The 13,470-nt window shown below is 64.2% G+C and carries 8 protein-coding genes; 1 reads left to right on the top strand and 7 read right to left on the bottom strand.

Annotation, left to right across the window (positions count from 1 at the left end):
- Positions 1-180 precede the first annotated feature (180 nt).
- From ACGLHR_RS34625 to ACGLHR_RS34595, 7 genes are all read right to left on the bottom strand, one after another.
- Positions 181-1,140, bottom strand: coding sequence for a fimbrial protein (locus ACGLHR_RS34625; RefSeq protein ID WP_400099531.1), 960 nt, complete (start codon positions 1,138-1,140; stop codon positions 181-183).
- Positions 1,141-1,583: 443 nt separating this feature from the next.
- Positions 1,584-4,592, bottom strand: a complete 3,009-nt coding sequence (locus ACGLHR_RS34620) for a GLUG motif-containing protein (RefSeq protein ID WP_400099529.1) — start codon at positions 4,590-4,592, stop codon at positions 1,584-1,586.
- Positions 4,593-4,671: 79 nt separating this feature from the next.
- Entirely contained in the window at positions 4,672-6,483 is a 1,812-nt protein-coding gene (locus ACGLHR_RS34615) for a ShlB/FhaC/HecB family hemolysin secretion/activation protein (protein ID WP_400099527.1), read from the bottom strand.
- Positions 6,484-6,590: 107 nt separating this feature from the next.
- Positions 6,591-7,376, bottom strand: a complete 786-nt coding sequence (locus tag ACGLHR_RS34610) for a fimbria/pilus periplasmic chaperone (protein ID WP_400099525.1) — start codon at positions 7,374-7,376, stop codon at positions 6,591-6,593.
- A 110-nt stretch (positions 7,377-7,486) separates the two neighbouring features.
- A complete protein-coding gene (locus ACGLHR_RS34605) occupies positions 7,487-10,327 on the bottom strand; it encodes a fimbria/pilus outer membrane usher protein (protein ID WP_400099523.1) in 2,841 nt (946 codons plus the stop codon).
- 79 nt (positions 10,328-10,406) lie between these two features.
- On the bottom strand, positions 10,407-11,033 hold the full coding sequence (locus ACGLHR_RS34600; protein ID WP_400099562.1) for a molecular chaperone: 627 nt from the start codon (positions 11,031-11,033) through the stop codon (positions 10,407-10,409).
- A gap of 141 nt (positions 11,034-11,174) precedes the next feature.
- Positions 11,175-11,450, bottom strand: coding sequence for a hypothetical protein (locus ACGLHR_RS34595; RefSeq protein ID WP_400099522.1), 276 nt, complete (start codon positions 11,448-11,450; stop codon positions 11,175-11,177).
- A gap of 245 nt (positions 11,451-11,695) precedes the next feature.
- Between ACGLHR_RS34595 and ACGLHR_RS34590 the strand changes: the two genes are divergently transcribed.
- A complete protein-coding gene (locus ACGLHR_RS34590; protein WP_400099561.1) occupies positions 11,696-13,018 on the top strand; it encodes an amidohydrolase in 1,323 nt (440 codons plus the stop codon).
- Positions 13,019-13,470 lie beyond the last annotated feature (452 nt).

Below are 13,470 nucleotides of genomic sequence, written 5' to 3'. Positions count from 1 at the left end.
GGGGGATTCTTTTTACAGCGGCCGCCCTGCCGCAGACAGGTCAAACCAGCACGCCCCTGCCACGCGAAGGGCAGCAGCGTTTGCGGCGTGCCTATTTCGTCAGTTCCTGAACCGGGCTGTTGCAGGACTGAAACAGAATGTGCAGTGAGCCAAGTCACTTGTGCTAAGGCGGCTTTCCGCTTACGGGAAGGTAAAAGTGAACTCGGCGGAGCCACCCGCATAGCCAGCGTCCACCTCTGCGTCGCTGCCGGTGCGGATGTACTGCGCCGACAGCGGAAGCTTCGCGGTCCTGCTGGACTTGTCGAGGGTCATCTCGTACTTCTTGGCAACGCCCGGATCGCCATAGGCAATGCGCTCCCTGGTGCCGTCCTCACGCGTCATGATGATGCCGAACCCCTTGGCCAGCTTTTGTCCGCCCGGCGCACTGAGCCGCAATACCGTCTTGTCCGTATTGGGGGGCGTGGCCTTGTCCCTGAAGCTGATCGTGGGCCTGGCATTGACCGCGCAATTGCTCAGGGCGATCTCGAAGTGCTTCGGGGGCGAAGTGTCGTTGAGCTTCTTGAACTGATCAAGGGGGACATGCCCCAGATCGACCGGAATGATCTGATTGGCCACCACATCGCATTTGTTCAGGATCGGAGGCGGAGGGCCGCCGCCGATGCTGACGATGCCGGTGCTCTCGTAGGTAATGGACTGACGGCATCCTGCGCCCCAGGTGGGCACTTCAAACGTGCTGCCCAGGCTCACCCCTGCCGATTTCAGAAGGGACGCCGCGTAGAGCTTCACCTGGAGGGGGGCGATAATATGGGTCACCTTGAGCTCGCCAGCGCCGAGCGCATTCGGGTCCTTGGTCAGGACCAGTTGTTGTACGTAGTCCACCGGAAATCCGCCGGCCCCCATCCCGCCGCCAGGCGGAACCTTAATATCCATCTTGTCGACAGCGACCGGGTTCCTCATCCTGCGCAAGGTCCGGTAGACACCGTCCTGCGATAGCGCTACCCACTTGAAACCAATGCCGTCAATATTCGTTGGCGCAATGCCGTCTTCCAGGGGGGGGCCGAGTCCCTCGGGCCAGTGCGCGCCAATGACCAATTCGTAGGGGTCCCGTCCTGACGGGCCGAAGCCGAACTGGGTCTCCAAATTGAGCCGCGGTGCCGATGGACGTGCTGCTGGTCAGGGGGTTCGCCGGGGTCCACGGCTGGGTTTCCTTCGGATTGGGAAATCGGCAGTCGACCGGATAGCGGTCTTCCCATGCCTGAGCGCGGACGCTACCGTTTGCCAACCCCAGCAACAAGATGGCAAAGAGTAGGCGCGCGGATTGGCGCGCCTCCCGCACGATCCCCGTCCGGCGGGTGATCGGTAGTTCAATCGTATTCATGCCGCTCTCCATATCGCCATTCCTGCATACCCGGTCTTTTCGAGGTGGCTTCATTTGCCCTGGCATACGTGCCCGGCTGGCCGCGCCGCCCGCTCCACCACGGACGCTTTCCCTGCCCTGCGATTCGACGCCCTGGCGCGCCATGTCGGGACACAGCGCGCCAGGATCCTGCCAGGCAGGTAAATCGCCGGACAACTTCGGCGGCTTATTGGATGGTGCCGTAGTTGAGGCCGGCCAGTGGCACCAGGGCGGCGTTGCCGGAAACGCTGTTGTAGCGCATGTGGCCGTAGTTCACGCCCACCAGGCCGCCGTAAATCTGCCCGTAATTGCCCGGCAGGAAGTTGACCTTGCCGCTCGCCGGCGATTGCTCGACCTTGCCCATATTGAGGCCCACCAGGCCGCCCAGTGTCGTATAGCTGCCGCCGCTCACCATGCCTGAGGCGGACGAAACAAGGACTTCGCCGTTGTTTTGGCCAACCAGGCCGCCCACCAGGCTGCGGCTTTCGCCCCTGACGTTACCGCTGGCCGCGCCCGACACGATCCCGCGATCGCTGGCAACATTGGTGCCGACCAGGCCGCCGACAAAGCTGTTTGCGCTGGCAGAGACCTCCCCGGTGGCTTCGACCGCCATCAGCCGGCCGCCGTTGTAGCCGACCAGGCCGCCGGTGTGGCTGTTGGTGCCACCCATGGTCTTGCCGCGCGCCACCGAACTCTGGATGGTGCCGCTGTAGTTGCTGCCGGCCAGGCCGCCCACGCGGCTGTTGGCACCGCCGGTCACGGCGCCGGTGGCTTCGGCGCTGAAGATGGTGCCGCCGTTGTGGCTGCCGACCAGGCCGCCCACATTGGCGCCGCAAGTATCCCAGACCACGCCGCTGGCCTTGACATGGGTCAGATCGCCGTTCTGGTTCCGGCCCACCAGGCCGCCGGTCGCCGTGCCGCCGTAGCCATTCACACGGCCGCTGGAGTAGGCGTGGCGGATCTCGCCGCCGTTGAGGCCGACCAGGCCACCAGTATTGCTGGTGCTGTAGCCGTTGGTATTGCCCACGGAGAAGACGCGCTCGATGACCCCGCCGTCGTTGTAGCCCACCAGGCCGCCCACGTTCAGGCCGCCATAGGAAGTGGACGTGAGGCCCAGGCTCGATGAGTCTGCAATATAGCTATTCTTGCCGCTATTCACGCCCACCAGCCCGCCCACGCCCCCAGCGGCATTGCGCCCCATAGACCCCGATACAGCGACATTTGACACGCTGTTGGTCACCCTGCCTGCGTTCTCACCGACCAGACCGCCGATCGCCTGGGTATTGGTGTTGCCGTACACATAGCCTGCCACCGAAGCGCGGTCGATGATGCCGTCGGCCAGGTTCGTCCCCACCAGGCCACCGACCGTGTTGGCGCGCGCCGAGCCGCTGTTCACGCGCATGCCGGTGGCGGTAACGTTGGAGATAGCGCCGGCGTTTTGCCCGACCAGTCCGCCTACCGACGCGAAACTGCTGACGGACGAGGCTGCGCTGATCGACAACGAGGCCAGATTGACGTTGCTGATGCGGCCGGTCGACGCCCCGAACAGGCCGACATAAGGCCCTGCGCCGCTGACCGAGATGTTGCTCATGGTATTGCCCAGGCCGTCGAAGATGCCATGGAACGTGCCATGGTCACCGCCGATCGACCTCATGCTGCCGCCGTTGATCCTGTTGCCCAGCACGTAGTAGTCGCCCAGATTGTTGTTGATGCCCTGCAACTGCGCGAGGTCCTGGATCACGTTGTAGAAGTAGCCGTTCGACTTGAACGACGCACCCTTGCCGGACAGCGTGACCACCGCGCCGTTGTTCAGGTTCAGCGAACCGCCGTAGTTCAATGCCAGGCTGTTGCCCACGCCGGGGAGCGCGAGGTTTTTGTTCAGGTTGATATGGTCAGCGGCAGTCATGGCCACGCCGGCATGGGTGCCGAGGGCGGTCAGCGCGCCGTTCAGATTGATGTCACCGGCCGAGTCCAGTTTCAGCTTGTTGCCGCTGCTCCAGAGGATCGGCACGTTTACCGAGAGATTGCCGGTGGTACTGGCCAGCTCGATATTGGTGGTAGCCAGGTTGCGCGAGAGCGTGTCGCCGATCATGGTACTGCCGGCACCAGCGGCGGTCTGGTTGACGTTGACGTCGGCCGAGCCGATCTTCCAGGTGCCGGTCTGCCCGTTGTTGGCCTGGGTGTGGACCCGCGTGGCCAAATGGACCTGCACATCGGCGCCCTTGGTCACGATCATGCCACCGTTGCCGGGGCCAGCCATGGCGCTGGCGTTCAGGGCGCCGCCTACGCGCACAATGCCGGCACCGCCGCCGTCCAGCGTAATCCTGCCGGCATTGCCCTGCAGGGTCCTGGCCTCGATGACACCCGTATTGTTCACCACGGCCTGCTGCAGGCTGCCGGCGGCTTGGGCCGTCATCAGCACCTGGCCGCCGTCGGCCTTGAGCAGGCCGCCGTTTTCCGCCAGCGCGCCCACCACGCCGCCGTTGACCTGCAGGTTGAGCAGGTTGCTGGCGTCGAAGCTCACTGTGAAGTCATTGCCGGCGCCCAGCGCTACCCGGCCCATCTGCGCCTGGATAATGCCGGTGTTGTTAACCGACCTGCCCAGTAGCGCCGCGCTACCGCCTGGAGTGGTGGTAATCGTGCCGTGATTGTTAACGAACGAGCCCACACCGCCGGCAAATCGATAGGTCCCGTTATTGAAATCAGCATCGCTGATGTTCTGCGTCGAGGCCACCAGGCCGCCCACGTTGACCTGGGCGCCATGCCCGAACACGATCCCGTTGGGGTTGACCAGGAAGATGCGGCCGTTGGCGTCGATCTGGCCCTGGATATTGCTGCTGTGGCCAGTGATGACGCGGTTGAGCGCGATCGACGTGCTGCCGGGCTGGTTGAAGGTGACCTTCTGCCCAGCACCGATGCTGAAATCGTTCCAGTTGATGATGAGCTTGTCGCTGTGCTGGTTGATCGACATGCCCTGGCCATTGTTGAAGGTCAGGACATTGCCGGTGCCCGACACGATGTCATGGCCCGTTGGCAATGCATGCGCCGGCGCAAGCGCCCCCAACCCTAGCAATGCAACGGCAGCGGCAATCACGCGCCTGGCGCCGCTCGACTTGCCGCGGCGGCGAGTCCCTTCGCTGGCCACGTTCCAGCATCCCTGGGCCTGGTTCCAGACCAATCCGTAACTCTTGTTCATATTGACCTCATTCCTTTATATGAAAGCGCTGCAAGGATCCCGGCAGCACGGGTACCGCACCGACATGACTCACGGAGCGTCAGAAGTACTGCGCACCCTGAATCCAGAACCTGGGGCTGCGCACCGGCCCCCCGCTTTGATCGCGCTGGCCCAGGGGCCAGGCCAGCGCCAGGCTGATCTGATGCCCCTGCCCCGCCCAGGCGCCGCCGACGCCCGCCCCCGTCAGCCGGCGCGTATTGCGCTCCCTGGTCCAGGGCTGCTTGTTGATGTCCACCGCGCTCTTGTCCACGAAGGCGCTGAGCTGCCATCCGGGTGCCACGGCGTAGCGCAATTCCAGGCTGGCCTGCCAGCCCTGGTCGCCGCTACCGGCGCCCATCGCGTAGGCGCGCACGCCGTAAGGCCCGCCCATGCCGAACTTCTCCGAGCCGTCGAGGTTGCCGGACGCCCACTGCGCGTTGGCCTGGGCATAGAGCTGGAAGCGGTTGCTCACCCGCTGCAGGCGCGCCGCATTCAGGTTCATCTTGCTGAAGCTGCCGCCGGCTCTCGCGCTGATCTGGTCCAGGAACTCGGTCAGCGGATCATCGATGCGAAGCCGCCCCGTGCTGTAGCTCGCCGAGAACATGGTTTGGCCGCCGCCGAACAGGTTGTCCTGGCTGTTGCCGCTCACGCCCGCGGTCCACAGCCCCACGCGCTTCCCGACGCTGGTCTCGAAGCGATCCATCTCGTCGCGCAGCTGCTTGTCGTCGTACTGCAGTTGCGCGTTCAGATTGAAGGTGCGGCCGCGCAGCAGCGGCTGCGCGACGAAAACGCTGCGGATGCTGGCGCGGCCATGCGCTTGCAGCACGGCGAAATCCTTGCCGATGTGGTAGCCCATATGGGAGTAGGACACCCCCACGCGCGTGGACCAGGGGCCGACCGGCAACTGGTAGCCGGCGCGGTAGTAGCGCTGCCGCTTGTCGCTGCCAAGCACGCGCAGGCTCAGCTGGTCGCCCAGCCGTAACGGGTTGTTCAGGTAGACGCTGCCGCCCAGGCGATACTCGCCGGTGTAATAGCCCCCGTAGTTGTCCGCCTCCACGCTGCCGCCGACCAGTGGCCCCGGCTCTACCTCGACCAGCAGGTCCGTGGTGCCGGGCTCGGTGCCGGCCTGCAAGGTGCCCTTGGCCTCGGCGCCGGGAATATCGTTCAGCAGCAGCAGCCTGCTCTCCAGCTCCGCGCTATGCACCGCCTCGCCGGGCCTGAGCCTCGACAATGGCTGGCGCAGCACGCCGTCGAACGCTCGCGACCTGTTCCGCAAGGCAATCTGCCCGTAACTGCCCTCCATCACTTCGAGCCGGACCACGCCGTCCTCGATATCCTGCGGCGGCAGGAAGGCGCGCGCCAGCAGATAGCCATGTTCGTGGTAATACGCGGTAATGCGGTCGGCCGCCGCGCGCAGGCCGGCAAGGTCCTGTTCGCTGCCGTCCAGGTCGCCGAGCAAGGGCAGCAATTGCGTCGAGTCGAATACCTTGTTCCCGTCGATGCGGAAGCCCTGCACCTGCAGGCGTATCCCCGGCTCAGCGGAAGCGGCGGGCGCGGCGCGATCGTCCGCCTTGGGCATGTCCAGTTCCAGGCTGGACGGCGCGGGCAGTTCCGGACGCACGGTCTCGAGATCGCGCATGGCCTGCCCCGCCCTGGGTATGTTGGGTACATTCGGTGCATTCGGTGCATTCGGTACATTGGGCGCGCCAGGCACCTGCGCATGCCCCACGAGCGGCAGCAGCAACATCAGGCCGACACCCCAGGCGCGCAGCCCGAAAGCGCGGAGCGCAGACTGGTCACCAACCGCCGGGCAGGCTTGCGCATCGGCATCGATAAAGGTTTCACGGCCACCAGTCACTTGATTTCTTCCCATGGCAATCACTTTCATTTCACGAGCGCCCAATTGATGTTGATGAGCGACTCTCCACCTGACAAAGCCGGGCCTTCTCGTCGGAAAACGCCAATCCCCGCGCATCGAAACTACCTGGTGACGGTTGAACTCCCGACAATCAGTTCACCGCTATCCTTGACGGCTTCGTAATGAATCACCGCCTCGTCCGCGGCGCTGCCCTTCAAGCCGGGCAGCGTGAACCGTGTAACGCCAAGCGGCACGATGGTCTGGCCTTCCAGTTCCACCGACGCGCCGCCGCGCCCGACTTCCATCCGCGCTAGCGAGACGTGGAAGGGCGTAGGGTTGGTCGCTTCCAGGATGGCGCCGCCGGCTGTCTCCGCCTTGCCGAACGCCCATGTCACCTGCGGGATGGCTTCGTCGGCATTGCCAGGCAAGCCCGACGGCCGGAACAGCAGCTTCATGCGCGTGCGGTAGGACAAGCGCAGCAGGTTAGTGCTGTCCTCGGCCAGCGGAGGCACCTCCAGGAAGTTGATCCAGAACACCGACTCGCGATCCTCCGGCAGCGGCTCGCCGGTGTAGCGCACCCGGAGCACCGTCTTGCGCTCCGGGTCCAGCCTGAGCAGCGGCGGCGACAAGATGAAAGGCACGCTCAGCCTGGCCGGATCGACATTGACGTCTCCCTTGTCCAGCCACGCCTGGACCAGGATCGGGCTGTCGCCTGCGTTGCGCAGGCTGACGCTCAGATCCGACATGCTGGCGGGGTAGATGAAGCGGGTGCCGGTGATCGACAGTGCCGCCTGCGTCCCGGCGGGCGCCAGGGCCAGCATCAAGGCCAGCGCACCCCCAATGCCGCGCCACGGTCGCAGGTAATGAAGCCAGCGATTGTTTCTGCCCGGGCTCATCGGTTTGGTCATGCTGGTCGGCCTTCCCTGGTTCGGCGTGCCGGCCGGATTGCCCGGCGCTGCCGCGTTGGTGTTGCTGCTGTATAGCCGCGCTCCGGGCCGGTTCGCCCTCGAATCCGGCCTCACGGACGCCCGGCCAGCTTTTTGCCGTCCACGCCACGGTCCGGTAGCGCACGGCATTCCAGATCCAGCATCTCGTAGCCGCTGCGTTTCCCCTCCGCGCGCGCGGGCAGGGTGTAGTCGATCGCGCAGCGCTCTTCGGGCTTCTTGCCCCATTCGACGCGGATCGTGCCGTGGTCCTTTTCGCTGCGGACCACCAGGCGGCTGCCCTGGCCCACGGCGCCGATCGCCATGCCGCTGTCGGCATCGATGGCGGCGGCGGCAAAAGGCAGAAGTTCCCCGTTGGGCATGCGGCTGTTGATGAGCACGGGGCGCGCCCTGCGCGTTTCATAGGTAAGCATCACCACCGTGCCGGCTCGCGGCGCGACACTGCGTGAGGTCACCTTCAGTTCGACGTCGTCCGGCATGCCCTTGGGATCGACATCGATGCTGTTCAACTGGTACGGCGTCAGGCTGGGGACGATCGCGTAGCCGCGCCGGTCCACGCTGGCGCCGCTGTAGCCCGCCTGGGCGCCCAGTGCATCCGGCGCATGGACCACGCCGATGGTCTCGCCCAGGGTCTGCGCCAGGGAAATGCCGCCCGGGTGCATGACCACGCCGCCCTGCGCGCTGGCCGAGGCCTGGCGATAGCCCTGCCCCTGGCCGATGCTCGCGCCCAGCGTGACGTCGGGCAAGCGGTAGTTGATGCTGGCGCTGCCCGAGGTGGCGCTGCGTCGGTCGTCATAATTGCCGGAGAGCGAGTAGGACCCCCTGCCTCGCTCGTCGATCAGCCCCGAAACGCCGCTGGAGACCTGGGTGCCGACACGGTCGTCATGCGTGGCGAAGGTGTTCAGGACAGGTGCACCGCGCGCGGACTTGCCCAGTGGAATCGAGAGGTTAAGGCTGACCAGCGTGCTGTTACCGCGGCTCCTCCCGCCATACAAGGATCCGCCCGAGGCCGCGTTCTGCACGCGCTGCACGGACACGGAATAAGTGTTGCCGCGCCACTGGTTGCTATAGCCCAGCGTGAAACTGAGCACCTGACCGCGCTGCTTCCAGTACTGGAGCGAGGAGCCGTTGAGGTAGACGCTGCCGCCACTCGTGCCGAGCTGCTGGCTGATATTGGCATCCACCCTGCTTCGCATGCGCGAGAAGGAATCGGTCGAGGCACCGCGCTCGACGGCATCATGCAGCATCAACGCGTCGCGCAGGCCGAGATAGCCGCTGGTGGAATAACGATACGCCAGCAGTGAGAAGTTGGTGCCGCTATTCGGCAAGTTCTTGCTGTACGAAACCCGGAAGCTGGAGCCGCGCATGCTGGCGCCGTTCGTAACGGTGGTCCTGGCCCACGTGACGTCGGTACCGAAACCACCGATGGGCGTGTTGAGTGCCGCGCCCAGCAGCCCGGATACATAGTTGCTTGCGAAGGCAACGCCGCCGTACCCGGTAACCATCGTGCCCTGGACGATGTACTGTCCGCTGCCTTGCAGCGAGAGGTCGCTCGCCCTGCCCGCGGTCACGCTGTAGCGGGTGACGCCGGGCCGCAACAATTGCACGGTGGTGGCGAAGGGCACCACGAACGTACGCGCCTGCCCGTTGGCCTCTGTCACGGTCACCTGCAGGTCGCCGCCATAGCTGGCCACCTGCAGGTCATTGATCTCGAACGGTCCCGGCGCCACTGTGGTCTCGTAGACCAGGAAGCCGCGCTGGTGGACCGAAACCCTGGCGTTTGAGTTGGCGCTCCCCCGCACCACAGGCGCGTAATAGCGCTGCGTGCCGGGGAGCATGCGGTCATCGCTGAAGATCTGCGCGCCGCGAAATGCAACCGAATCGAACAGCTCGCCGCTGGTCGAACTCTCGCCAACCAGCAGTTGCGAGCGCAGCGCGGGCAGGTCGGTCTGCCCATAGATATAACCGCGCTGGTACCGGCCGCCGGCCTGCGGCGACCAGGTAACCGAGCCGTTGTGGCGCAATCGCAGCGGCCCAAGGTTCGCCCCCAGGTTCAGGCCCGCGTACGCCCGGGTGGTATTGCGTCCCTGGCTCTCCGTGGTGAAGATATTGGTGTTGTAGTTGAGCAGCATGGCCGGAACGCCACTGTCCCAATTCTGCGGATCGACATAGTTCTTCGATGTGGTCAACCGCAGATAGTATTGCGGCACAGAGAGATAGATCTTCTGCTCCGCCTGGTCGAACTTGAGTTCGGCGCCTGGAATATATTGGCCGATGTCGGCACAGACCAGACCCTGCGGCATCGGGTTGGGCGGCCGCCCGGGATCCTGGCCGCGTGCGCTCTTGTTCAGGTCGACGCCTGCGCGGATGAGCAGATCGCGGTCGTAGCATGCCTGCGCGCTTTCCCGACCCGCAACCTGCTGGAACTCGATATCCTCGGTGCCACGCCAATGGCCGTTGACATGCAGTTCAACGCGATACTTGCCCGGTTCGACGAGATCCGGACGCTCAAAGCGGCTGGTATCGATCGTGATGCCGTCCGCGCCCTGCGCCAGCATATATGAGTCGAAGACCACCCGTTTGCCGTCCAGCGCGGACAAGATCACCGGCTCGGGAGAAAGCCCGTTTGCGTCGCCCCCTGGCGATCGCGCGGGTTCCGGTCCGTCGTCCTGCGCCACCTGCACTTCGCGCGCGAGCCTCTCGCTGATCTGCGCGCCGATATCCATGGGCTGGCGCCCCCCGGCACCCTGCCCCACCAGGGTTGCCGCGGCCCACGCGGTAGGCGACATCGCGATCGCCGCCACCGCGCCGATCAGCCGTGGCGCAAAGCGCTCCAACCTGGAAGCCGGCGGCGCGGCCGCACCGGCGGCGCGGGCCGGACCAGCGGGACGAACAGGGTGAACTGAGGATTGCATATACCGACGAATCTGTCCTGTCTGCGAAGGGGGGCCGCCGTGTCACTAATCCGACGGAAGGAACCTGGGTAAAAGCCGCTTACTGTGCCAACGGCTTCTCTTCCGTGTATCTGCCGCCGTAGTCGTTGATGACTTCGTATCGAACCGATGCGCTGGGATGACTGCCGGGCCTTGCTTCGGGCAATACGAAGGTTTCCTTGCCAAGCGGGGCCACCATGCCACCACCCGCGGAGACAAACTTGCCGTCCAGCCTGGCTTCCACCCGGCCGAAGGAAAAGTAGTAAGGCGTGGGGTTGCTGACCTCCACGGCAAGCTGCTTCGCTGTCTTGCCGCCCGCCCCCTGTCCATCCACCGTGGCCAGCTTCCAGGCAAGCTTGCCGGGAGCGCCATCCACCTCCGTCAGTTGCGTGGGACGGAAGAAGACCTTGAGACGGCTTCTGAAGGCAAACTGGAGCACGTTCTCGCCTCCCTCCTTCTTCGAGGGCACCTCCAGTACATTGAGCCAGAACACCGTCTCACGGTCCGACGGCAGTGGTTCCTGCGTGTAAGTGATGCGCAGCACCGCGCCCTTGCTCGGCTCTACCCGGGTGACTGCCGGCGCGAGCATGAAGGGAACCTGGACCTTCTCGGGCGGAACGTCCGCCCGGCCGTCGTCCAGCCAACTCTGCACGAGAACGGGCTCGCTGCCTGTGTTATTCAGCCTGATGGTAGACGTCGGTCGCTAGCATCTCTTCCTTCCTTGCCACCGCCGGCGTCGTGGCGCTTGCCGTTTGCGCCAGCGCGGCACAGGCGTCAATCGTCATCCAGGGTACGCGGCTGGTATTTCCAGCTGACGCCCGCGAGGCGCTCAACCGGAAACCTCTTCGGCAACTTCAACGGAAAGCCTTACCACACCGTGCGCGGTGCCATGGAAGTTGAATGCGATGGGACGCATTTTTCCATCGGACATTACCTGCCGAATTGCTTCATCCAGTAGCCTGCTGTTCTCGGCGCCCCATATATCGGCTTGCCGTGGCAGGCGGCCAATCAGCTCTTTCCGGTTGACACCTATCAGCGACTCGCCGCAATGCGCGTTTTGCTTCGAGGAAGCAAGGCTCTCTCCATGCATCCATAGTGGCTTCACGCAGGCGCGCTTTGCCCTCGTATGGCTCCGTGTCGCGGCCAAAGACAGTGCCGCGATGTCTCGCGCAGACGATCCCTTCGTGAAGAATGACATCCACACGAATAGACTTGTATATACTAGTAGATGCAACTGCTGCAAGGCGACACCGTGCCTGTTATCACGCCCCGGAGCCAAGACGCGGGCAGTGGTTGCGCACAACTGACGGAAGAAAAATAGGAGACTCCCAAGTGCATGAAAAGCTCTCGATGGTTCGCCGTGCGGCGGTGGCGGCCGTGCTTGTTGGCACAGTGAATGTAGCGTTGGCGCAGTCCAACGGGCTTGACGGCAGGCTTGCCACCCCGTTGAACAGCCTGGTGGCAACCATGTATCCCGAACTGGACGCCTTGTACAAGGATCTGCATGCCCACCCCGAACTGGCATTCGGCGAGACACGCACTGCAACGCGGCTCGCCCGGGAGATGCGCACACTGGGATTCGAGGTGACCGAGAACGTCGGAAAGACAGGGGTGGTGGCCATGTACCGGAACGGCCCAGGCCCAACCATCATGGTGCGCACCGACATGGACGGACTCCCCATGGAAGAGAAGACCTCATTGCCCTATGCCAGCAAGACACAGACCACGTGGAACGGGCGTGAGACCTTCGTTGCACACAGCTGTGGCCATGACGTGCACATGGCAAGCTGGGTAGGCGCCGCGCGCGCCTTGGTAGCCATGAAAGACAAGTGGCGCGGCACCCTGATGTTCGTGGCACAACCCGCTGAAGAGATCGGCGCCGGCGCCAGGGCAATGCTGGCCGACGGACTGTTCACGCGATTTCCCAAGCCTGACACGGCGCTAGCCTTGCACACCGACCCCCGGCCCTATGGCACAGTCAGTTACAGCGTCGGCCCCATGACGTCTGCCGCCAGCTCGTTCGAGATCCTGTTCAAAGGCCGTGGCGGCCACGGCTCCGCGCCCAACAAGGCGTTGGACCCGATCATCATTGCCTCGCGATTCGTCATGGATGTACAGACTGTCACAAGCCGGGAGAAGGATCCTATGGCTTTCGGCGTCATCACCGTCGGCGCGTTCCAGGCAGGAAGTTCGGGCAACATCATTCCCGACAGTGCGGTCTTGCGCGGCACGATCCGCGCTTACGAGTCAGGGGTCCGGACACTCCTGGCCGACGGTGTGCGGCGCGTCGCGCGGGCATCGGCAATTGCGGCGGCAGCCCCCGAGCCGGAGATCACGATTGCCGACAATGGCCACGGCGTGGTGAACAGCGATGCTGTGGTCGCACGCGTCGAGGCGGCGCTGCAATCTGGCCTGGGCAAGGACAAGGTGGCCCGTACACGCCCTCTCACGACCAGCGAGGATTTCGCGGAGTACGGCAGCGAGGGGGTGCCTTTGATGTTTTTCCTTGTGGGAGTGTTTGACCCCGAAGAGGTCTCGGCCTCAAACAAGAGCGGTGGCAAGCCCCTATATTTCAATCATTCCCCATACTTCGCCCCGGTGCCAGAGCCGTCGATAAAGACTGGCGTCACCGCCATGAGCCTGGCCGTACTTAGCTTGCTTGCGACACCTTGAACATGGCAACCGCGCCTGCGGTGTTCACTGCTGGCGCGTTGGCCGTCGATCTATATTTTTGTAGGATGTTGGTATCGACGATACGGGAGATGCCAACATGCCAATGGGACGATCGAAGCTGGATCTGGTGTTGAGCGAAGACGAGCGGTCTCAACTTGCCTCGATGGCGCGTTTGCGGAGTATCCCGGCGTCGCTGGTTGCGCGGGCACGCATCGTTTTGGGAACAGGACAGCCCGCTGACGCGGGGTGTCTCTTTAGGGCGGGGTTTTGATGCTTCTGGCTGCTTGCGCGGCTGAGCGGCTTTGATGGTTGATGGGCTGGACGTGTTTTGGCGCTTCTAGCTGCTGTCGCGGCTGTACGGTGTTGGCGGTTTTAGAACGTGTGAGATGTCACTTTTCTTTACTCGCTCGTAAAGAAAAGTAACCAAAAGAAAGCGATCCTTGCAGGAGGCT

It is taken from the genome of Cupriavidus sp. CuC1 (genome assembly GCF_044627735.1).
Taxonomy (GTDB): domain Bacteria; phylum Pseudomonadota; class Gammaproteobacteria; order Burkholderiales; family Burkholderiaceae; genus Cupriavidus; species Cupriavidus ulmosensis.
Note: the sequence above shows the minus strand (reverse complement) of the source record. Positions and strands in the feature narration are given on the sequence as shown.

Excerpts from the sequence above, each read along its gene's own strand:
- ACGLHR_RS34620 (WP_400099529.1), bottom strand. The coding sequence starts at position 4,592 with ATGAACAAGAGTTACGGATTGGTCTGGAACCAGGCCCAGGGATGCTGG.
- ACGLHR_RS34615 (WP_400099527.1), bottom strand. The coding sequence starts at position 6,483 with ATGGGAAGAAATCAAGTGACTGGTGGCCGTGAAACCTTTATCGATGCC.
- ACGLHR_RS34610 (WP_400099525.1), bottom strand. The coding sequence starts at position 7,376 with ATGACCAAACCGATGAGCCCGGGCAGAAACAATCGCTGGCTTCATTAC.
- ACGLHR_RS34605 (WP_400099523.1), bottom strand. The coding sequence starts at position 10,327 with ATGCAATCCTCAGTTCACCCTGTTCGTCCCGCTGGTCCGGCCCGCGCC.
- ACGLHR_RS34590 (WP_400099561.1), top strand. The coding sequence starts at position 11,696 with ATGGTTCGCCGTGCGGCGGTGGCGGCCGTGCTTGTTGGCACAGTGAAT.